This window comes from Mesorhizobium sp. B2-3-10, from assembly GCF_006442275.1.
Classification (GTDB): Bacteria; Pseudomonadota; Alphaproteobacteria; order Rhizobiales; family Rhizobiaceae; genus Mesorhizobium; species Mesorhizobium australicum.
The window spans coordinates 325,878-347,268 of the sequence record NZ_VFVT01000001.1; the positions used below are offsets into that span (position 1 = coordinate 325,878).

A 21,391-nucleotide genomic window follows, 5' to 3' on the forward strand; every position below is an offset into this window, starting at 1 on the left:
AAGGGCGAAAAGACCGATTTCGGGGCTTATGTCTGACAAAAAGGCGATCGCGCCCGCGCTCGACCCCGCCAGGCGGCATCGCCGCATCGCGGGCAGGGCCGAAACCTGCCGCTCAGATCGCCTTGGCGCGCAAGGCGCCACGGAAGGAATCACGGAGGTAGCCCAATGTCGCGTCGGCATCGGCCGGCTTGCCGAACAGATAGCCCTGCCCGCCGGCGCAACCGAACTGGACCAGGCGATCGGCCTGCGCCTCCTCTTCGATGCCTTCGGCGACCACGTCCATGCCAAGCCCTTCGCACATGGCGAGGATGGCGCGGATGATGTGTTCGGACGGCCGGTCGTCGAGAATGGAGGAGACGAAGGCGCGGTCGATCTTGAGCTTGTCGAAATGGAATTCGCGCAGGCGGCCGAGCGAGGACTGGCCGGTGCCGAAATCGTCGAGCGAGACACGAATGCCGACGCGGCGCAGATCCTCGACGATCTGCGCGGCCGAGGCCGGGTCGTTCATCAGGCCGGTCTCGGTGATCTCGATCTCCAGCCGGCGCGGGTCGAAGCCGGTACGGTCGAGGATCGCCAATATGTGCAAGCCGGTGTTCTGGTCGACGAGCTGCGAGGGCGACAGGTTGAAGGACAGGAACAGGTCTTTCGGCCAGCTCCTGGCGGCCTCCGTGGCCTTGCGCAGCACAAGCTGCGACAACGGGCCGATGATGCCGCGCTCCTCGGCGATGGGGATGAAGACGGTCGGCGGCACCGAGCCGAGGTCGCGGTCTGTCCAGCGCGCCAGCGTCTCGAAGCCGACGGTGCGGCGCGTGGTGAGATCGACGATCGGCTGGAAATGCGGCTCCACCTCGCCGGCCGAGACGGCACGGCGCAGCGCCTGTTCGATGCGGGTGACGCGCTTGGCGGCCTCCTCCATCTCGCGGGTGTAGACGACGACGCGGCCGCGGCCGGAGCGCTTGGCATGGTAGAGCGCCGTTTCGGCCTTGTTGATGAGGATCTCGGTGGTCTCGTCGCCGGAATAGAACAATGAGCAGCCGACCGAGGCCGAGAGCCTGGCGGTGCGCTCGCCGACATCGTAGGGCGCCGACAGGATCTCGATCAGCATGCGGGATTTTTCCGCCGCCGCCTCCTCCGAGAACACCAGCGGGTAGAGGAAGGCGAATTCGTCGGCGCCGATGCGGCAGACCGTCGAATGGCCGTCCATCGAGGCGCGCAGCCGCATCGCGACCTGGATCAGGATGTCGTCGCCGGCCTTGTGGCCGAACAGGTCGTTGATCGGCTTGAAGCCATCGAGGTCGAGAATGCCGACGGTGAAGGGCGCGGGATCGTCGGAACGGTCGCTGATCAGGCGATCGACCTTGTCGAAGAAGCGGCGATGATTGCCAAGCCCGGTCAACGGATCGGTGAACGCCAGATCCGTGCTTTCCCTGTTTGCCTGACCGGTGCCAAACGGAGTTTGCATCGGTGTCCCTGTTCGTCCCTGCTTTTGTCGTCGGAATTTATTTTCCAGACTGGCAGCAAACCCTTTAGGAAACGTATCGCGAAATCGATTTTTCGCTGGCTAAAACGCGTCGCGTCGAAGCGGATTCATGGGCCGCGATTGAGGTCGTGGCAAAACCATTCCTGGAATTGCCCTGGTACACCTGTGTCCAGAAGGGATCGCCGTGCGGTCAAAGCCATTGTCTTCAGGCAAATCAGCCGTTGGGCCGGACACGATAGAGTTCAAGCGACGCGCCACGGGTTTCCGCGACCGGCTCCAACCATTCCGGCACGCTGCCGCGCATCAGCCCGGCAAGAAACCCGTCCGGCGCCGCGAAGGCGAAAAGCTGGTTTTCCGGATTGCCGCGGCATAGCGCGACGAGGCCGACATGATGATCCCTAACGATCGACCTGGCTTGCGCATCGGAACCCAGGAAAGCGTCGAACGCCAGCAGATCTCCCCCGGCGTTGCGATGGTAGGGTCCGGCGAACACGCGATGCCCGGAGTATGCCAGGATCGGCGATCCGAGATTGGAGACGGCGAGCACCGTGGTATCAGGCAGCCTGCCGAGTGCGGCGAAGGTGGCCTTGGCCTGGCAGGACGGATCGGCGCCGGCGTCCCTGGTGATCTTTGCTCCGGTTTCAAACGCCGCCGACGCTGCCCCGGCGGCGCCTGACCAGATTGCGTTGACCGATACCAGCCAGGCCGCTGCCATCCGCAGCACTGAGCCGCGCGACGGGCTGGTTTCGGCCCGCCGCCGCCATTTGGCGATCCAGGCCGAGAGCGGGATCACCGCCAAGGCAATCGAGAATGTCGAGCCGCGCACTTGCCAGACGCTGACCAGGAACGCAACCGCCAGCAGCACGGCGACAAGGCTGTCCTGGCGCCGCCAGCCGCCGCGGACAAGGCGCAACGCCATCAGCACGATCGCCACCAGCGGCGTGGCGTAGCGCGCTGCCAGCTCGCCGGGATCGCGGGCGACCAGCTGGAACAGCGATTGAGCCTCGTCGATGTTATCGAGCCACAGCGCCTTGAGGCGCGAATCGAGACCGGCATAGGGGGCCGACAGGCATTGCGGGAACACGGACAGGACGACAGCGCCGAGCACGATACCGAGCAGGGCAAGCGACAGCAGCCGCCGCCCGCGCGAGCTGCCGGCGGCCTCGATCGAGGCGATAGCCGCAAGACCGGTTCCGGCCAACACGGCCACGACGAACTGGACGGTAGAGAAGGCATCGCATTGCGCCTGGCCCCAAGCCTGCATCGGGATGGTGGTGACGAACACCAGGGCCGAGACACCGGCAAAGCCGAGGCCGAAGTCCATGGCGATTATCCTTTCGCCGGTTGCGTCAAAGGCAAACAGCATCGCCAAGCAAACACCGATGGTGGCGACGTAGGGAGCGGTTTCCATGCCGACGGCCAAAGTCAGCGCGCTGCACAGGCCGGCAAGAAGCGCCGCCGGCCGGTACACCGGTGCGTCGAGCAGGAAGCTCAGGCTGGTGACGGTCAGCATCAGCTGCGCATTGTGATGATCGAGCGCGCCCGGCGCGAAGATGCCCATGAAATACAGCGCTGCCGCACCGACGACCACCGCGGGCAACACTGCCCTATCACCGGCGAAGGAACGCGCGGCGCGGATGATGAAGACCATGGTCAGGCAGAAGAGCAATGCCGGCCAAGCCACTCGCGCAACATTCTCGGCGAGTGCCATGTTGCCGGTCAGGCTCGATACAGCCAGCACAATGGCGGCGATCGGCGCATCGACAAGTCGCGACCAGTGTATGACGAAGCCGCCTTCCAGGCCCATCCGGTATTGATGCAGGTCAAACCAGCCCTGGCCGGCCAGCAGATCGCGAACCTCGACCAGCCGCAGCAGATTGTCATTGTCGCCGCCGGCATTGCTTAGTGCCGGAAATCCGGCGCAGGCGTGCACGGCAAGGACGCCCAGCGTGGCGAGCAGCGCAAACGAGATGTCGGACTCCCAGATGGAAGCGCCGTTCCTGGCTATGCTCATTCTGATCGCCTTTGGCGGGAATGCCGGGTTTGGGGATCAATCGGCACTCATGAAGTCAGGCTTAAACCTAGCCTTAACGGCTTCAATAAATAGTAAAGCCGCCTGAGCGAGGCTGACATTCAGTGCCATACGGCTGAACGGGCATCCGGAGACGAAAATGCCGCAAGACGTTCGCTACGAACCAATCATCGCCGTGCTCCTGCCTTGCTACAATGAGGAACTGAGGATCGCCGAAGTGGTGCGGCGGTTTCGCGAGACGCTGCCGTCGGCCATGATCTATGTCTACGACAACAATTCGCGCGATCTAACGCCGCTGCGAGCCCGCGCGGCAGGCGCCATAGTCGTGCGCGAGCCGCGCCAGGGCAAAGGCAATGTGGTGCGCCGGATGTTCGCCGATATAGACGCCGACATCTATCTGATGGCCGATGGCGACGGCACCTATGCGCCGGAGGATGCACCGCAGCTGATCAACACGCTTTTGACGGAGCGTACCGACATGGTGGTGGGCACCAGGCGCGGCGTCACCGGCGAGGCCGGCAGGGCGGGGCATGCCTTCGGCAACCGTGTCTTCAACAGCCTCTACAAGCGGCTGTTCGGCTCGGAATTCACCGACATCTTCTCCGGCTACCGCGTTTTCACCAGGCGCTTCGTCAAGAGCTTCCCCGCCGTTTCCGGCGGCTTCGAGATCGAGGCCGAAATGTCGGTGCATGCTTCGCAGCTTAAATTGCCGGTCAGCGAAATCGCGCTCGACTACGGCCGGAGGCCGGAAGGCTCGTCTTCGAAGCTGTCGACCTGGCGCGACGGTGCCAAGATCCTGTGGATGTTCGCCATGCTGATGAAGGAGACGCAGCCGCTGCGCTTCTTCGGTGCTTTTGCCGTGTTCTTCCTGGCATCGAGCTTGTTCCTGATGGCACCCGTGCTGATCGAATTCGCCGAAACCGGTCTCGTGCCGCGCATGCCGACCTGGGTGCTGTCGGTCGGTTTGCTGCTGCTGTCGATGCTGGCGGCGGTGACCGGGCTGATCCTCGATTCCGTGTCGCGCGGCCGAGCCGAGCAGAAGCGCATCGTCTATCTCTCGATGCCTTCGGGCCGCATCGATCGGCATGGGCTCACCGGCGAACACGTGGCCGTGAAACCAGAGCCGGGCAAGACACCCCGGGCGGCCTGAACGGTGCAACGCGTCGCCCGCTTTGTCTTCGCCGGCGGCATCGGTTTCGTCGCCGATGCGGCGGCACTCTGGCTGCTTGTGGTCTTGACGCCGCTCGGCCCCTTCGTTGCCCGCCTCCTCTCGATCGGCTTCGCGCTCTGCGTCACCTGGCTGATCAATCGCCGCCTCACCTTCTCGCCATCTGGCCGGGGTATCGCGCAGGAAGGCGCTCGTTATGGCGGCGTCGGCATTGCCACCGGCATCGTCAACTACGTCGTTTATTGCGCCATCTTGTTCGTGCTGCCGGCAGTGCCGCCGCTGGCGGCCCTCGCCGTCGCTTCGCTGGTCGCCATGACGCTTTCCTTCCTCGGCTATTCCAGGCTGGTCTTCGACCGTTAGGCCCTGGCACGATTGGAGGTCAAGCTTTCACCCTGTGTCGACCGGCGCAGGCTGGCGCCCGTCACGTCATGCGGCGTCGTTCTGCCGGAACCGGGTCACCCTCGGGTCAAGCCCGAGGGCCTGCCCTTAAGGCGACATGCATCACTCGCGCGGCGCAAACACCCACAGCGACGACAGAATGTAGCTCACCGCGCTTGCGGCAACCGTCGTCAGCGCCGACATGGCAAACGCCGACATCCCGAAACGCGCGACTGCCACATGCGACACCAGACCCGAAAGCACCGCGCATCCGAGCTGCAGCGCAAGATAGCGCGGCATGACCCTGGCATGATCGTGCCGACCGCCGAATGTCCAGCCGCGCTGCGCGCTGTAGGCAAGAACGAAGGCGACCGCGTAGGCGACGACACTGCCGATGAAAGGCGAAGCCCCCAGCGACATCAGGAGCCACGACAGGACGAAGAACAGCAATGCCGCGCCGGCGCCGACCGTCAGGAACCGGAACAGCTGCGTCTGGATAAGGGCAGGCAAGGCTTCGCTCATACGTCGTGTGCCGGCAGTTTGTCAGCCGGCAATTCATTCGGCGGTAAATCACCGGCCGGTAATTTAGGAGATTGGCCGATGCGACCAGCCTTCAGCGGCTTGACCGGTATCTCCAGGACACCGAGCAGGAATGCCGAAAAGAAGACCTGGAACGAAATGACGATCAGGCTCAGGCCCAGCACGACGATGCGCGGAATTTCGGAATCGGTCAGTGGACCGAAGCCGAGATGGGCCCAGCGGGCCACGGCATAACCGAAGAACAGGAAGCCGGCGGCAAAGCAGATGCCGGCATTGGCGGCGAGACGGTCGGTGCTGATGGTCCTGGTCAGCCAGTCCGATCCGCGGCTTGGCGGCAGGATGCCGGTAATTTCGGCATAGTATCGCGAAATGGCACCGAAGGTGATGAGCTGGATGCCGGTGACGATCATGAAACAGGCGGCGACGAAGGTGTTGAGATCGAGCGAAAGATTGTCGACCACCCGCAAGGGGCCGAACACCAGCAGCGCAGCGAACAGCGTGCCGAGGCCGGAAAGCACCGCCCCTGGAATGAAGAACATCCAGCGCGGATTGTAGACCAGCAGGAATTTGAGGTGCCGCCAGCCGTCGCGCCAGGTCCTGAGATGCGGCGGCCGGCTGCGGCCGTCGGGCTTGAGCGTGGTCGGCACTTCCTCGATGCGCAGGCCGGCAAGCGCGCTGCGCACCACCATTTCGCTGGCGAATTCCATCCCGGTGGTCTGCAGATCGAGCTTCCTGATGCTGTCGGCGTTGAAGCCGCGCAGGCCGCAGTGGAAGTCGCCGGTCTTGATGCGGAAGAACAGGCGGCCGACGAAGCTCAGCACCGGATTGCCGAGATAGCGATGCAGAGCCGGCATGGCACCAGCCTCTATGCCGCCGCGGAAGCGGTTGCCCATGACCAGGTCGGCGCCGCCGCGCAGCCGCGCCACGAATGCCTCCAGTGCACCGAAATCATAGCTGTCATCGGCATCGCCCATGATGATGAAGCGGCCCCTGGCGGCGGCGATGCCGCCCAGAAGCGCCGCGCCATAGCCCTTCTGCGCGACCGGGACGACACGAGCACCGCCTTGCGCTGCGATCTCCCGCGAGCCGTCGGTGCTGCCATTGTCTGCGATCAGCACCTCGCCCGCTATGCCGGATTGGTCGAGAAAGGCCTTGGCCTTGCCGATGCAGACGGCGAGCGTCTCGGCCTCGTTGAGGCATGGCATCAGGATGGTGAGTTCGAGCTGCTGGGTCGAGGCTGCGCGGACGGCAGTGAGCGCGTTCATGATCGTCGTTCCATCGGGTGCCCGGCGCGGCGTCAGGTCGGCCGGCTGCATTCGGAGCCTACCGTCGCACGGCAAGGCTTAAGAAAGCGATGATGTCAGTCCTCGCCATGTCTGCAACCGGCAGACGCGCCTTGCTGATCCCAATGTTCAAAACGTCGCGATTGGCAGAACGCGCCGCGACGCCTATATCGCTTGCGTCGACTATGCTGGGGACCTGCCATGAAGTTGAAAATCGCCGTCCAGATGGACCATGTCTCCACCGTGTCGATCGCCGGCGACACCTCGTTCGCCCTGTCGCTGGAGGCGCAGCGGCGCGGTCACCAGCTGTTCCACTACACGCCCGACCGGCTGTCGATGCGCGATGGCAAGGTGTTTGCCCGCGTCGAGGAGATGACGGTGCGCGACGAAAAGGGCAGCCACTATTCGCTGGGCGAAAAGGTGCGCACCGACTTGTCCGAAATGGACGTCGTCCTGCTGCGCCAGGACCCGCCCTTCGACATGAACTACATCACCACGACCCACATCCTCGAGCGCATCCATCCAAAGACGCTGGTCGTCAACGACCCGGCCTGGGTGCGCAACAGCCCGGAAAAGATTTTCGTCACCGAGTTCCCGGACCTGATGCCGGACACGCTGATCACCAAGGATCCGCTCGAAGTCGCCGCCTTCCGCAAGGAATTCGGCGACATCATCGTCAAGCCGCTCTACGGCAATGGCGGCGCCGGCATCTTCCACATGCTGGAAGCCGACCGCAATCTCGCCTCGCTGCTCGAAATGTTCGGCCAGATGTTTCGCGAGCCCTATATCGTGCAGCGTTACCTGAAGGATGTACGCAAGGGCGACAAACGCATCATTCTGATCGACGGCGAGCCGGTCGGCGCCATCAACCGGGTGCCGGCCGAGCACGACTCCCGCTCCAACATGCATGTCGGCGGCCGCGCCGAGAAGACCGAGTTGACGACACGCGAGCGCGAGATCTGTGCCCGCATCGGGCCGTCGCTGAAAGAGCGCGGCTTCATCCTGGTCGGCATCGACGTCATCGGCGACTACATGACCGAGATCAACGTCACCTCGCCGACCGGCGTGCGCGAGGTCAAGCGCTTCGGCGGCGCCGACATCGCCAGCCTGTTCTGGGACGCGGTGGAGGGGAAGCGGACATAATTTGTTTTCAGTTTGTGTTAACCATGTTCCGCTTTTGCAGCCGGGTACAACCGGCGCGCAACCTGTGCGGCTGCCGGTTGCGCCAATGTTCCCGATTTGATCAAGGGTGGCGCCTCAAAGCCGGCGCTGTTCGCGCTCCCTGAGGTCAGCCGTCTGGGCCAGGACCCAATCCCGGAACAGCTTGATCTTAGGCGTGTTGCGGCGGCTTTCGGAATGCACCGGCCAGTAGCCGCTCCATGCGCTCACCTCACTTGTTCCTGTAATGTTCTTGCCCTGGGCTGAAATCTGTGGTTGTCTTGCGTTGACGTCGCTCGCGGCCCGTTAAGGGGCAAGGGCGAGCCGGCAGCGGGGGCAGACAATGGTGGCGCGGGTTCGTACGGTTGCTTTCCAGGGCATCGAGGCAGTGCCGGTCGACGTGCAGGTGATGATCGCGCCCGGCAAGGTCAACATGCATATCGTCGGCCTGCCAGACAAAGCGGTGGCGGAAAGCCGCGAGCGGGTGCAGGCGGCCTTGCATGCGTCGGGCCTGTCGATGCCGTCGAAGAAGGTGACCGTCAACCTGGCGCCCGCCGATCTGCCGAAGGAAGGCAGCCACTACGATCTGCCGATCGCGCTTGGCTTGATGGCAGCCCTTGGCGCCATTCCGGGCGACATGCTGGCTGGCTATGTCGTGCTGGGCGAGCTGTCGCTCGACGGTACGATCACCGCCGTTGCCGGTGCCTTGCCGGCGGCGATCGGCGCCAATGCCGAAGGCAAAGGGCTGATCTGTCCCTTCGCTTGCGGGCCGGAAGCGGCCTGGGCAGGGCGGGAATTCGACATTCTCGCGCCCCGCAGCCTGATTGCGATCGCCAATCATTTCCGCGGCACACAGGTGCTGTCGCGCCCGGAGGCCGGCATCCGCGCGGCGGCGCGCGACCTGCCCGACCTTGCCGACATCAAGGGCCAGGAGACGGCGAAGCGGGCGCTGGAAGTGGCGGCCGCCGGCGGACACAATCTGCTCATGATCGGTCCGCCAGGCTCAGGCAAATCGATGCTGGCGCAGCGCCTGCCGTCGATCCTGCCGCCACTGGCGCCGAAGGAACTGCTCGAAGTCTCGATGATCGCCTCGGTGGCCGGCGAGCTCGGCGAAGGCAAGCTGACCGACCGGCGGCCATTCCGCGCCCCGCACCATTCGGCCTCGATGGCGGCGATGGTGGGCGGCGGCCTGCGCGCGCGGCCAGGCGAAGTCTCGCTCGCCCATCACGGCGTGCTGTTCCTCGACGAGTTCCCCGAATTCACGCCGCAGACGCTCGATGCGCTGCGCCAGCCGCTTGAAACCGGCGACTGCATGATCGCACGGGCCAACCATCGCGTCACCTATCCGGCTCGCATCCAGCTGGTGGCGGCGATGAACCCGTGCCGCTGCGGCATGGCCGGCGAACCGGGTTATCGCTGCCTGCGCGGCGATCGTTGCCGCACCGATTACCAGGCGCGCATTTCAGGTCCGCTGCTCGACCGCATCGATCTCAGGATCGAAGTGCCGGCGGTCTCGGCCAGCGACCTGATCCGGCCGGATCGAGCGGAAAAGAGCGCCGACGTGGCGTTGCGCGTGGCGCGTGCCCGCACCATCCAGCGCGAGCGTTTCGAGCGGCTCGGCGTCAACAGCGCCACCACCAACGCGCATTGTTCTCCAGCCGTCATCGAGACGATCGCCATGCCCGACGCCGCAGGCCTGTCGCTGCTCAAGGATACCAGCGAAAAACTCGCCTTTTCGGCGCGGGCCTACCACCGGGTGCTCAAAGTGGCGCGCACGCTCGCCGACCTCGACGCCAGCGAATGTGTCGGCCGCATCCATCTGGCCGAAGCGATTTCCTATCGCATGAGTTCGGAGCGCATGGCGCAGGCGGCGTAGCCGCGTGTCGCGCAGCTCCGGTTACCTATCGCAAAGTCCCGATGAAATGCAGGCGACGGTCGAAAAACACGCTGGCCGGGAACGGATAGAGCGACAGCTTCTCACGCCAGGTGCGGGGTGTGATGCTTTTTTCCATGATCGCCTTGGCGATGGAGCCGTCGCCGCAGCCAAGATCAAGAACGGTGCCGGCCGGGCCCAGTTCGTCGGCCAGCCGGTCGGACAGGATGCGCACACGGCGCTGGAAAACCGCCCGGTCATGGACGGAATTCAACAGTTTCTTTTCGATCGCCATCGTGTTGGCCATGCCAATGCTCCGGAGCCTTCCAGCCAGCACTAACCGAAAAAAGCAAAGGAACCGTATCCAGCCATAAGAGCCTGCCGCCTTCGGCACGACATTGCCGCTGGGGCTGACGCCGCCGTCTTTGCCGCTCGATCGTCCAGCCGATCGCCGACTACGCGGACCGACGACATCCAGTCGCTCCAAGCCCTTTCAGCGCGACATCGCCCTTATCCTTGATGGGCCTTCAACTCCAGCCGCCGCTTGTGCAGCACAGGCTCGGTGTAGCCGTTGGGCTGGCTTGTTCCCTTGAACACCAGGTCGCAGGCGGCCTGGAAGGCGATGGAAGCGTCGAAGTCGGCGGCCATCGGCTGGTAGAGCGGGTCGCCGACATTTTGCAGATCGACAATTGCCGCCATGCGCCGCAAGGAATCCATCACCTGGATTTCCGAGCAGACCTTGTGGCGCAGCCAGTTGGCAATGTGCTGCGAGGAGATGCGCAGCGTGGCGCGGTCTTCCATCAGGCCGACATCGTTGATGTCGGGAACCTTGGAGCAGCCGACGCCCTGGTCGATCCAGCGCACGACATAGCCCAGAATGCCTTGGGCATTGTTGTCGAGTTCGCGCTGGATCTCGTCGGGCGTCCAGTTCGGCCGCACGGCCACCGGCACCGACAATATGTCGTCGAGCTTGGCCTTGGGCCGGCTCTTCAGCGCCGCCTGGACCGCATGGACATCGACCTTGTGATAGTGCGTGGCGTGCAGCGTCGCCGCCGTTGGCGACGGCACCCAGGCGGTGTTGGCGCCGGCCTTGGGGTGGGCGATCTTCTCGGCCAGCATCGCGGCCATCAAGTCGGGCATCGCCCACATGCCCTTGCCGATCTGGGCGTGGCCGGCGAGCCCGCATTCCAAGCCCGTGTCGACGTTCCAGGCCTCATAGGCGGAAATCCAGGCGGCCTGCTTCATGTCACCCTTGCGGATCATCGGGCCGGCTTCCATCGAGGTGTGGATCTCGTCGCCGGTGCGGTCGAGGAAGCCGGTGTTGATGAACACCACGCGCTCCCTCGCGGCGCGGATCGCTTCCTTGAGGTTGATTGTGGTGCGCCGCTCCTCGTCCATGATGCCCATCTTGATGGTGTTCCGGGCCATGCCGAGCAGGGCTTCGACACGATCGAACATCTCGACGGCGAAGGCGACTTCCTCCGGGCCATGCATCTTGGGTTTCACGACATACATCGAGCCGGCGCGAGAGTTCATCCGCCGTCCCTTCGGCCCGACATCGTGCAGCGCGATCAGGGCCGTCATCGCCGCGTCCATGATGCCTTCCGGCACCTCGTTGCCGTCGCGGTCCAGGATGGCCGGATTGGTCATCAGGTGGCCGACATTGCGCACCAGCATCAACGAGCGGCCAGGCACGGTCACCGTGCCGCCGGCAGGGGCGATGTAGGCGCGGTCGGGGTTGAGCTTGCGGACGAAACTCTTGCCGCCCTTGCTGATTTCTTCGGCGAGGTCGCCCTTCATCAGGCCGAGCCAATTGCGGTAGACGACGACCTTGTCCTCGGCATCCACGGCCGCGACCGAATCCTCGCAGTCCTGGATGGTGGTCAGCGCCGATTCCAGGATGACGTCGGCAATGCCAGCCGGATCGGTGCGGCCGATCTGGTTGTCGCGGTCGATGACGATCTCGACATGCAGCCCGTTTTTCACCAGGAGCACGGCTTGCGGATTGGCGGCGTCGCCGCGATAGCCGACGAATTGCCTGGGATCGGCCAGCGTCGTCGAGCCGGCGCCGGCGCTGAGCTTCAGGGCGGCGTTGGCGACCGACAGGCCGTTGACCCCCGCCCATTTGCCAGAGGTGAGCGGCACCGACTGGTCGAGAAAATCCTTGGCCCAGGCGATGACCTTGGCGCCGCGCGCCGGGTTGAAGCCCTTGCCCTTCTCAGCGCCATCCGTTTCGGGGATGGCGTCGGTGCCATAGAGCGCGTCATAGAGCGAGCCCCAGCGTGCATTGGCGGCGTTGAGCGCGTAGCGCGCGTTCATCACCGGCACCACCAGCTGCGGTCCGGCCACGACCGCGATTTCCGGGTCGACATTGTCGGTCGAGACGCTGAAGGCCGGCCCTTCCGGCACGAGATAACCGATCTCCTTCAGGAACGCCTTGTAAGCGTCCATGTCGATGGGCGCGCCATTGTCGCGATACCAGCCATCGAGCTTTTCCTGCATGGCATCGCGTTTTGCCAGCAGCGCCCGGTTCCTGGGCGCCAGATCATGGACGATGACCGCGAACCCGTCCCAGAAACGCGCCGCTTCGATGCCGAGGCCGGGCAAAGCTTGGTCGACGACGAAGTCATGCAGCTCGCGGGCAATGCGCAATCCGGCGATCTCGATGCGATCGGTCATCAGGCTACTCCAGATGAAAGGCTTTGCGGGCGTTTGGCATGTCAGGGGTGCAGGGTCAATTCAGCTTAGGGTGTAGGTGGGGCATTTTGGGCGGTTGGCCAATCTCCCCGAGGAGGGCGGAGATGGCTCTTCTTCCTCAAACCGCGATCCTCGGCCTGCCCGAGGCCACCGCCACGATATGCGCTTCGATGAACATGCGCTGCGCTTCGACAGTCGAGACCCGGAACTCCGTCGCCACATCGATCTCGGCGCTGTCGGTACCGGCATCGAGAGCCCGCTGGGCGACAATTGCCCGGACATCGGCCTCGGCGGCCGCGATCGCCGCCGCCTCGTCGAGGAAATCGCGCACCATCTCACCCGAGGCAAGCCGGAACAGGCCTTCCTTGGGCTGGCTGACGCGGGCCTCCGCCGAAACCCTGACCTGGCCGACGACGGCGCCGAGCGCGTTGGCGACGTCGGTATCCCGGGGCACGACGCAGTCATTGCCGACCAAGGGCGCCAGGCCGGCATAGTGCAGCGGCGCCGAAGCGCCGAGCCCGATGACCGGCCGGTCGAGCGCGACGCTGAGGCGGGCGATGCCGGGGTGGGCATTGACGGCGCGCTGCACCAGCGCATGCGCCACCGTCGCCGCGCCGTCGAGCCCGTCCTCGGCAAAGGCTGTCTCCAGGATGTATTCGGCCGACCAGCGCGTCAGGGTCAAGAGCACCCGTTCGGAGATCACTTCCGGCGAGGCCGCGATGGCCTGGCCACGGCCATCGCGCCTGCGGGCGAACAGTTCGGCGCCAAGGCGGGCGGCGGCGGCATCCCAGTTCGCCTGTTTGCCAAGCACGTGCGCGGCGTCCGACGGGGTGAAGCCCGAGATATGCACCAGCCCGCGCGAGACCAGCCGGTTCAGCGTGGCATTCTGGGCATTCGAGGTCAGCAGCCTGTCGAGGGCAAGCGGCGTCGCGCCGATCGCTTCGTAGAGCTTTGCCTCGGGGGCGGTCAGCCCCGCGGCGAGCCTGTCCGGCACGCCGGTGCGGACCGCGAAGCGGCCGTCCATGCGGCCTGTGTTGGGCGCGCGCAACTGGCGTTCGAGTTCCGCGGTCACCGCCTCGCCATGCGCCATGCCGGACAGCGCCAGCGGCACCAGGCGGCGCGGCCCGAGCAGGATTTTCGGATTGAGCGCGCCATCCTCCAGCATCACTTCGGAATCGCCGCCGAGGCCGAAAGTGCGCATCGCGACCGCCTCGACCATGGTGCGGAAACCACCGACGGTGGCGCCTTCCGGATCGAGCCGCGGCCGGCCGCCATCGAGGACCGCCACGTCGGTGGTGGTGCCGCCAATGTCGGAGACCACGGCGTTGTCGAGCCCGGTCATGTGGCGGGCGCCGACCAGGCTGGCGGCGGGGCCGGAGAGGATCGTCTCGATCGGCCGCTGGCGGGCAAACGCCGCCGAAACCAGCGCGCCATCGCCGCGCACCACCATCAACGGAGCGGCGATGTTGCGGGCCTGAAGGAACCCCTCGGTCGCCGCCACCAGCCGATCGATCATCGAGATCAGCCTTGCATTGAGCAGCGTGGTGAGCGCCCGGCGCGGACCGCCGAGCTTGGCCGACAGCTCATGGCTCGCCGTAACCGGGAGGCCGGTCCTGTCGCGGATCAGCTCGCGGGCGGCGATCTCGTGCGCCGGATTGCGGGTGGCGAAATAGGCACAGACGGCAAAGCCGGACACCGACACGCCGAGTTCCGGCAGCATCGCCTCCAGCCCGGACAGGTCGAGCTTGGCGGCATTGCCATGCACATCATGGCCGCCCGCGCAAAACACCACCGGGTCGGTGCCGAGCGCGGTCTTCAGCCCGTCGCGGGCAAGATCGGCCTCGGAAAAGCCGATCATGACCAGAGCCACGCGGCCGCCCTGGCCCTCGACCAGCGCATTGGTGGCGAGCGTCGTCGACATCGAGACCAGTTTGATATCGGCCGGATTGGTGCCCGCCTTTTCCAGCACAGCATCGACGGCGCCCGAAATGCCGACGGCCAGATCATGCCGCGTGGTCAGCGCCTTGGCCTTGGCCAGCACCTTGCCCTTGTTCGGCCCCTCCCGCGGACCCTCGGTCTCGGACCACAACACGGCATCGGTGTAGGTGCCGCCGGTGTCGATGCCGAGGAAGAGAGGGGCAGACTTGGTCTTGGCGGTCATTTTGGGCGAAAGTCCGGGCAGATTGTTTGGTTGCCTGCCCTTAGCCGATACCGGCTTGCGGATAAAGCCGGGAGAGATAGGCCACAAGCGATCTCCCCCCTCGTGGGGAGATCGGCTACCCATCTATCCCACAAACCCAACCTTCTTGTGGCTGCCATCGCAGAACGGCTTGTTGGCCGAGTGGCCGCAGCGGCACAGGAAGACCTTTGTGGTGCGGTCGATCGTGTGGCCGGTGCCGGTGACGATCTCGACATTGCCTTCGAGCTTGAGCGGGCCGTTCGTGGTCGGCGTCGCCTGCAGCGGGCCGTCGCGGACCTCCAGCGACGGCGCGTCCTTCAGCGCCGGTTCTCCGGTGGCGGCAAAGCCCGCCTTGATATGGCTGTTGTCGCAGAACGGCTTGTTCTGCGAGGCGCCGCAGCGGCAAAGCGTGGCGCGGAAAAACGTCTCGGCGCCGAGCACGATCTCGGCATGCACCGCCAGCGGGCCGTTTTCGCGCAGCCGCACGGTGTTGACCACGGGCGGCTTTTCCCGCGGGCCGCCATCCTTGCGCGCATAGGTGATGGCGCCCGAGGGGCAGTTCTCGGCCAGCGCGACGATCTTCTCGACGCTGGCCGCCTCGGGATGGATCCATTGGCCCGGCGCGTTGGGCACGAAGACATGCGGGTCGCCGAGCACGCAATTGCGCGAATGGATGCAGCGCTTGCCGGAAAACCCGACGTCGATTTTTTCGCCTTCGACCGTGCCGGCCATCGCGGTGCTCCTGTTGCCTGGAGTACGCCGCGCCTGAATGCACAGGCGCGGCGTGCCCTTGGTATGGTCTTGTTTCGACGCATGTCGTCGCGCCGAAACCGGAACCGGTTTTGGGCGGCATGCATGGCCAAGCTATGGCTCGAACAGGAAAACCGTCAAGCTGGCAAACCGGTCAGGGGACCAGATCGATCTCCTCGGTCTCGCCGCCGCTGCAGGTGTAGCAGCAATCCTCGCATTTTTCCTTGTTGCCGGGGCCGACGCCCCAATAGGTGCCCTCATCGCCATCGACCCAGGCGCCGTAGCAGATCGATTCGCCTTCGTTGCAGGAAATCGGCAGCTGCTTGGTCTCGCCGTCGTCGAGATAGAAATCCTTTCCACTGCCGGGCCAGACATAGTCGCGGTCCTGGCTATAGAGTTCCAGACGCATGGCATTGGGATGGCTGTTCTTGACAGCGAAGGTGACGTCGCCGGCCTGGGCGGCTGGTACAAACAGGACAGCAAGCGAAAACGCGGCGGCGAGCCGGCGCGCGGATGTGAAAGACATGGAACCCCCGATGTAGAATCGGCCCCCACGGCCGATAGGGGATCATGGCACGACACGGCCCGCCGCTAAAGGGATGATGCCGGCGATTGTTTCCAGATCGTCGCGGCATTTCGCCTTAGCGCTGCCAGAATGGCAGCTTGGCGATCTCAGCCTTGGCCTGCAATTGCGTCAGGCCAATATCGTCGATCAGATGCGGACTGACCTCGGACATTCGTTTGAGGTCCCAGCGAAAGCGTGTCCGCTCGCGCCAGCTTGCCACCATGCTTAGCAGGGAGTGCGGATGCGACGATCGTTGGACGGGCACGCCCGGCCGCACTGCCCGATGCTGGACCGATGCGATTGTATTGTTCATGGCAACCTCCATTGGGTTTGAGGGTCCCACACCGTTGGGAACCAACTCACCCGGAAAGAGATCGAATTCTGCAGGATACGAGCGGCGCCGTAATTAAGCCCTCCCAAATAGTTCTCAAAAGTTCCAAACTTGCGCTAACTCTTTGTTTCGACGCCTCTCTCGGGGAGGGCCAGCCACGCGTTCCCGGCAAAACCGCTTCGCACTTTTCCCGGAATTGCTCTATAGATGCGCCAATGCAGGGAGAGCGCTTCGCCTTTGGTTCGTTCGTGCTTGATCCGGGCGCGGGAACGCTGCTTCGGAACGACGATCCCGTCGCCGTCGGCTATCGGGGGCTGAAGCTGCTCGCGGCGCTCGTCGCAAAGCCCGGCGAAATATTGGGAAAAGCCGAACTGATGGACGCGGCGTGGCCTGGCACGGCCGTCGAGGAAGGCAACCTCACCGTCCAGATCGCGCAGCTGCGCAAGCTGCTCGGCCCGCCTGGCATTGTGGGTGAAGGGGGCGGGGAATGGATCACGACCGTTCCGCGCGTCGGCTATCGTTTCACGGGGGCCGTCGAACAGCTCGCCGGCGCCAAGCCAAAACCCTTGCCGCTGCCGGACAAGCCTTCGATAGCGGTGCTGCCCTTCGTCAATTTCGGCAACGATGCCGGGCAGGACTCTTTCTGCGACGGCTTGACCGAAGACCTGATCACCGACCTGTCGAGGATCTCCGGCCTGTTCGTCATCGCGCGCAATTCGACTTTTGCCTACAAGGGAAAGGCAATGGACGTGCGCGCGATCGCCAGGGAACTCGGCGTTCGTTATCTGCTGGAGGGCAGCGCGCGGCGCGATGCGGGGCGGGTGCGCATCAACGCGCAGCTGGTCGACGCGGCGAGCGGCGACCATCTATGGGCGGAACGCTTCGACCGCGGCCTGGACGATATCTTTGCCGTCCAGGACGAGGTGACCGCCAAGATCGTGGAGGCATTGCTCGGCCGGCTGCGCGCACCGCCGCCACGCAACCGGCCCACCAATCTCGACGCCTACGACCTGTGTGTGCGGGCGCGCAAGCTGATCGATGATTCGCCGCAGACCGCACGGGAAGCGCATCTGATGCTGACGCGCGCGGTTGCGCTCGATCCCCACTATGCCGAGGCCTATCGCTGGCTTGCCATGAATCACTGGATGGGATGGGTGCATTGGGGCGAGCCGATCGACCCTAACCGCCGCATTGCCCTGGAGCTGGCGCGCAAGGCGGTCGCGATCGATCCCAACGATGCCGGGTGCCACTGGGTGCTCGGCAATTTGCTTGCCTATGAGCATGAGTTCGCCGAGTCGGAGGCCGAATTCGCCAGGGCATTCGAACTCGACCCGAACGAGGCCGATGCCTGGGCGACATTGTCCGACATAACGACCCTGGCAGGGCGGGTCGAGGAGGCCCTGGAGCAAATCCGCAAGGCGTTCCGGCTGAACCCGTTTCCACCGAGCTGGTACTACCTGACGCTCGGCCAGGCGCAATATGCGGCGCGCGACTACGCAGGCGCCGTCGAGACGCTGCGCCGGGACGAGACCTACCGCACCAGCTCACGCCGCTTCCTGGCGGCAAGCCTTGCGCAACTTGGCCGGCTCGAGGAGGCGCGCACGGAGGTGGAACTGTTCCTCGTCGGCAACCCGCATTTCACGACCCGCCATTGGGTCTGGACGGAGCCCTTCCGCGACGACGCGACGCGCGAGCACTTCGTCGATGGCTTTGGCAAGGCCGGCCTTCCCGACTGACGCGCCGGGGTGGCTCCTGCACCGAAGCGCCGCTACGGCACCAGGTCGATGGTTTCGGTCGTGTGCTCCACGCAGATGAAGCAGCAGGTATCGCAAGGCTGGTCGTTGTCTGGCCCGACGCCGGCGGAAATCTTGTCATTGCCATCGACCCAGGCGCCATAGCAGATGCGTTCGCCCTGATTGCAGGAGATCGGCACTGATTTCTGCGAGCCCGGATCGACAAGGAACACCTTGTCGTTGCCCGGCCAGACGGTCTCGCGATCGCGGCTGAACAGCTCGACCGCGACCCCCTCCTTGCGCAGGTTCTTGACGAAAAAGGCCATGTCGGCGGCCTCGGCCGAATTGGCCAGGACCAGTGCCGCCAGCGCAAGCATGCGAAACAGCGTCACCGCCGACCTCCCCGAATCACCGCGGGCAGGTTCGCACGGCGGCCCGGAACTAGGAAGACACGTGGCCCTGCGCGGTGATCTCACGTCCCAGCCTCACCACTTCACGCACCAGCAGATCGAGATCGTCGCGTCGGGTGCGATGGTTGGTGATCGCCACACGCAGCCAGTGCCCGCCATGCACGGTGGTGTCGGAGAGTGCAGCGATGCCTTGCTCCTGCAGCCGCAGCATGATCTCGGTGTTGAGCGCCTTCAGCGCTTCGCCCGCCAAACCGGGCTGATAGCGGAAGCAGACGATGTTGATGGTCGGCACTGCCGCCAGCTCCAGCGAAGGCTCGGCCTCGATCAGGCCGGACAGATAGGAGACCTGCGCGATGTTCTGGTCGATCAGGCGGCCGAATTTTTCGACACCATGTTCCTTCAGTGCCATCCATACTTTCAAGGCGCGAAAGCCGCGCGACGTCTGCAGACCATAATCGTGCAGCCATTCGCCGGAAGCGAGGCCGCGCGGCGTCGATTCCAGATATTCCGGCGTCACCGCGAAGGTCCGGCGGTGCGCGGCGGCATCCCTGACCAGGGCACAGCCGACCTCGAAGGGCGAATGCAGCCATTTGTGGGGATCGAGCGCGACCGAATCGGCCCATTCGATGCCGGCGACGCGGTGGGCGTTTTGCGGGGCGATGGCGATCAGCGCGCCGATGCAGCCATCGACATGGAACCAGAGGTCTTCCTCGTGAGCGAGTTTGGCAAGCGCCCGCAGGTCGTCGATCGCCCCAGTGTTGACCGTGCCGGCATTGCCGACGACGCAGGCCGGTTTGAAGCCGGCTGCCCGGTCCTCGACGATCGCCGCGCGCAAGGCGTCGATATTGATCCGCAGCCCGGCATCTGTCGGGATGCGGCGCAGCGCCCGATTGCCGAGGCCCAGCGCTTCCATCGCCTTGCGGTGGCAGGAATGGATCTGGTCCGAGCCATAGAAGCGCAGCGGCTTCTCGATGGCTGAAACGCCGTGCTCGCGCACGTCGACGCCGGCCTTGACGTTGCGCGCCACCGTCAGCCCGATGATGTTGGCCATCGAGCCGCCGCTGACCAGCGTGCCGGAGGCCGAGTCTGGAAAGCCCAGCATCTGCTTGCACCAGTTCACCACCTGGCCGTCCATCAGTCCGGCGGCATGGTTGCCGCCACCGAGGTTGGAGCCCTGGATCGCCGCGAGGAAATCGCCGAGCGCGCCGGTGAAGTTGCTGGACCCCATATACCACGACCAGAACCGTGGATGGATGTTGCCCATCGGATAGGACATCACGGTGCGGGAGACCTCGCCATAGACGACGGCAAGCGGTGCCGGCGAGCGCGGCAGGGGTGCGGTGAAAAGATCCCGCACCTCGCCGGGCATCTCCCGCCAAACGGGGCGCTCGCGCACCTCACGCAGGTAGTCTACCGCATCGTCGATGATTCGATGCGAGAAGGCCTGCACATCGGCCCAGTCGGCGGGGTCAAGCGTTTCCTCGGCCGCCATGCCGAGGCTTTCCTGCGCGATGTCCATGACAGCCTCCCGTCAAGCCGCCGGAAACTGGCAGCCGGGCGTCGAGCGCGACAGGGCCATTTCGTCGGCGTCCATCTCGACCTCGATGCCGTCGAAAAGCGGTGTCGACATGTAGCGCTCGCCCGTGTCGGGCAGCATGCACAGGATCACCGATCCGGGCGGCGCCTTCTCCGCGACCTGACGCGCCACGGCGAAGGTGGCGCCGCCGGAAATGCCGGTGAAGATGCCTTCCTTCTGGGCCAGCGCCCGAGCCCATTTGATGCCTTCTGGCCCGGCGATCGGCATCACCTCGTCATAGAGGCTGGCGTCGATCGCCTCCTGCAGCACGTTGGGGATGAAGTCCGGCGTCCAGCCCTGGACGGGATGCGGCTCGAAGGCCGGGTGGCTGGCGGCAGGGGCGCCGCCGGCCCCCCGCTGCTGCGCCTTGCCGCTGCCGACCAGTTGCGCATTGGCCGGCTCGGAGAGCACGATGCGGACATCGGGCCGTTCGCGGCGCAAGACCCGCGCCACGCCGACGACCGTGCCGCCGGTGCCATAGCCGGTGACGAAGCAGTCGAGCCGCGAGCCGGCGAAATCGTTTATGATTTCGCGCGCGGTCGTCGACTCGTGGATGGCGGCATTGGCGGCCGTCTCGAACTGGCGGGCAAGGAACCAGCCATTGGCCTCGGCCAGTTCGACCGCCTTCTTGTACATGCCAAAACCTTTTTCGGCGCGTGGCGTCAGCACCACCTTGGCGCCCAGCATGCGCATCAGCTTGCGGCGCTCGACGGAAAAGCTGTCGGCCATGGTGACGACCAACGGATAGCCTTTCTGCGCGCAGACCATGGCAAGCCCGATGCCGGTGTTGCCGCTGGTCGCCTCGACCACGGCCTGGCCGGGCTTCAGCGCGCCGCTGCGTTCGCCCTCTTCGATGATGTTGAGCGCCAGCCGATCCTTCACCGAGGCGCCCGGGTTGAAGAACTCGGCCTTGACGTAGATGGTCGCATGCGCCGGTGCGAGATTGTTGATGCGCACAACCGGCGTGTCGCCGACGGTGTCCAGGATGCTATCGAACAGGCGGCCGCGCCCTGCGGTGCTCCTGATTTTTTGTTTGTTCAACATCGTTGATCTCCTCGATCCTGTTCATCTTCACGGGCCGGTTACAAACCGGCGGCCTGGGCGGCGAAGTTTCGACACCTTGCCGCGATATGACGTGCCGCTCATCGGCAACGCTGCATCGGGCGCGAAAGCATCGCACCGGATGCGCCGTGTGGGGTCTGTGATAGAGTAAGGGCTGACAGGCCAACGTGGGAACA

19 protein-coding genes are annotated in these 21,391 nt (G+C 65.0%); 5 read left to right on the forward strand and 14 right to left on the reverse strand.

The window, feature by feature from the left end; genetic code table 11:
• Positions 1-112: 112 nt before the first annotated feature.
• Both FJ943_RS01650 and FJ943_RS01655 read right to left on the reverse strand, forming a co-directional pair.
• A complete protein-coding gene (locus FJ943_RS01650; RefSeq protein ID WP_140719445.1) occupies positions 113-1,462 on the reverse strand; it encodes an EAL domain-containing protein in 1,350 nt (449 codons plus the stop codon).
• A 232-nt stretch (positions 1,463-1,694) separates the two neighbouring features.
• Complete coding sequence (locus tag FJ943_RS01655; RefSeq protein WP_140719447.1) at positions 1,695-3,494, reverse strand: GtrA family protein; 1,800 nt, start codon at positions 3,492-3,494, stop codon at positions 1,695-1,697.
• 157 nt (positions 3,495-3,651) lie between these two features.
• On the opposite strand from FJ943_RS01655, the gene FJ943_RS01660 reads away from it, so the two are divergent.
• Together FJ943_RS01660 and FJ943_RS01665 are read left to right on the forward strand one after the other, a co-directional pair.
• Positions 3,652-4,662, forward strand: coding sequence for a glycosyltransferase (locus tag FJ943_RS01660; RefSeq protein WP_140719449.1), 1,011 nt, complete (start codon positions 3,652-3,654; stop codon positions 4,660-4,662).
• 3 nt (positions 4,663-4,665) lie between these two features.
• Entirely contained in the window at positions 4,666-5,040 is a 375-nt protein-coding gene (locus FJ943_RS01665) for a GtrA family protein (RefSeq protein WP_140719451.1), read from the forward strand.
• 141 nt (positions 5,041-5,181) lie between these two features.
• Here FJ943_RS01665 and FJ943_RS01670 read toward each other — a convergent pair whose 3' ends face one another.
• Together FJ943_RS01670 and FJ943_RS01675 are read right to left on the reverse strand one after the other, a co-directional pair.
• Positions 5,182-5,580: a GtrA family protein gene (locus tag FJ943_RS01670; protein WP_140719453.1), complete on the reverse strand. Its 399-nt coding sequence runs from the start codon at positions 5,578-5,580 to the stop codon at positions 5,182-5,184.
• Positions 5,577-6,863 carry a glycosyltransferase family 2 protein gene (locus FJ943_RS01675; RefSeq protein ID WP_246671810.1) on the reverse strand — a complete coding sequence of 429 codons (1,287 nt, stop codon included), beginning with the start codon at positions 6,861-6,863 and terminating at the stop codon, positions 5,577-5,579. Before FJ943_RS01675 ends, FJ943_RS01670 begins: the two co-directional genes overlap by 4 nt.
• 219 nt (positions 6,864-7,082) lie before the next feature.
• Here FJ943_RS01675 and gshB point away from each other — a divergent pair, with 219 nt between their 5' ends.
• On the forward strand, positions 7,083-8,024 hold the full coding sequence (gene gshB, locus FJ943_RS01680) for a glutathione synthase (RefSeq protein ID WP_015314678.1): 942 nt from the start codon (positions 7,083-7,085) through the stop codon (positions 8,022-8,024).
• A gap of 114 nt (positions 8,025-8,138) precedes the next feature.
• Here gshB and FJ943_RS30115 read toward each other — a convergent pair whose 3' ends face one another.
• A complete protein-coding gene (locus FJ943_RS30115) occupies positions 8,139-8,270 on the reverse strand; it encodes a hypothetical protein (RefSeq protein ID WP_280739566.1) in 132 nt (43 codons plus the stop codon).
• Positions 8,271-8,382: 112 nt separating this feature from the next.
• Between FJ943_RS30115 and FJ943_RS01690 the strand changes: the two genes are divergently transcribed.
• Entirely contained in the window at positions 8,383-9,915 is a 1,533-nt protein-coding gene (locus FJ943_RS01690; protein ID WP_140719455.1) for a YifB family Mg chelatase-like AAA ATPase, read from the forward strand.
• Positions 9,916-9,940: 25 nt separating this feature from the next.
• Here the strand turns inward: FJ943_RS01690 and FJ943_RS01695 are convergent, their stop codons facing one another.
• The 6 genes from FJ943_RS01695 to FJ943_RS01720 all read right to left on the reverse strand — a co-directional run bounded on the left by FJ943_RS01695 (position 9,941) and on the right by FJ943_RS01720 (position 16,416).
• Positions 9,941-10,219 (reverse strand): hypothetical protein, encoded by a 279-nt coding sequence (locus tag FJ943_RS01695; protein WP_140719457.1) that lies wholly within the window; start codon positions 10,217-10,219, stop codon positions 9,941-9,943.
• 203 nt (positions 10,220-10,422) lie between these two features.
• Positions 10,423-12,591 (reverse strand): malate synthase G, encoded by a 2,169-nt coding sequence (locus FJ943_RS01700; protein WP_140719459.1) that lies wholly within the window; start codon positions 12,589-12,591, stop codon positions 10,423-10,425.
• Positions 12,592-12,727: 136 nt separating this feature from the next.
• A complete protein-coding gene (locus FJ943_RS01705) occupies positions 12,728-14,770 on the reverse strand; it encodes a hydantoinase/oxoprolinase family protein (RefSeq protein WP_140719460.1) in 2,043 nt (680 codons plus the stop codon).
• 123 nt (positions 14,771-14,893) lie between these two features.
• Positions 14,894-15,520 (reverse strand): CDGSH iron-sulfur domain-containing protein, encoded by a 627-nt coding sequence (locus FJ943_RS01710; protein ID WP_140719462.1) that lies wholly within the window; start codon positions 15,518-15,520, stop codon positions 14,894-14,896.
• A gap of 172 nt (positions 15,521-15,692) precedes the next feature.
• The gene (locus tag FJ943_RS01715) at positions 15,693-16,064 is read right to left on the reverse strand and encodes a hypothetical protein (protein ID WP_140719464.1); all 372 of its coding nucleotides are present in this window, start codon (positions 16,062-16,064) and stop codon (positions 15,693-15,695) included.
• 115 nt (positions 16,065-16,179) lie between these two features.
• Complete coding sequence (locus FJ943_RS01720; RefSeq protein WP_140711969.1) at positions 16,180-16,416, reverse strand: DUF1127 domain-containing protein; 237 nt, start codon at positions 16,414-16,416, stop codon at positions 16,180-16,182.
• Positions 16,417-16,649: 233 nt separating this feature from the next.
• On the opposite strand from FJ943_RS01720, the gene FJ943_RS01725 reads away from it, so the two are divergent.
• Positions 16,650-18,170: a winged helix-turn-helix domain-containing tetratricopeptide repeat protein gene (locus FJ943_RS01725; RefSeq protein ID WP_140719466.1), complete on the forward strand. Its 1,521-nt coding sequence runs from the start codon at positions 16,650-16,652 to the stop codon at positions 18,168-18,170.
• A gap of 32 nt (positions 18,171-18,202) precedes the next feature.
• Here FJ943_RS01725 and FJ943_RS01730 read toward each other — a convergent pair whose 3' ends face one another.
• Genes FJ943_RS01730 through cysK form a run of 3 tightly spaced genes read right to left on the reverse strand, consistent with a single transcriptional unit; the run spans position 18,203 to position 21,197 of the window.
• Complete coding sequence (locus tag FJ943_RS01730; protein ID WP_015314700.1) at positions 18,203-18,559, reverse strand: hypothetical protein; 357 nt, start codon at positions 18,557-18,559, stop codon at positions 18,203-18,205.
• Between the two features lie 49 nt (positions 18,560-18,608).
• Positions 18,609-20,096, reverse strand: coding sequence for an aspartate aminotransferase family protein (locus tag FJ943_RS01735; protein ID WP_140719468.1), 1,488 nt, complete (start codon positions 20,094-20,096; stop codon positions 18,609-18,611).
• Positions 20,097-20,108: 12 nt separating this feature from the next.
• Positions 20,109-21,197, reverse strand: coding sequence for a cysteine synthase A (gene cysK / locus FJ943_RS01740; RefSeq protein ID WP_140719470.1), 1,089 nt, complete (start codon positions 21,195-21,197; stop codon positions 20,109-20,111).
• Between the last annotated feature and the right edge of the window lie 194 nt (positions 21,198-21,391).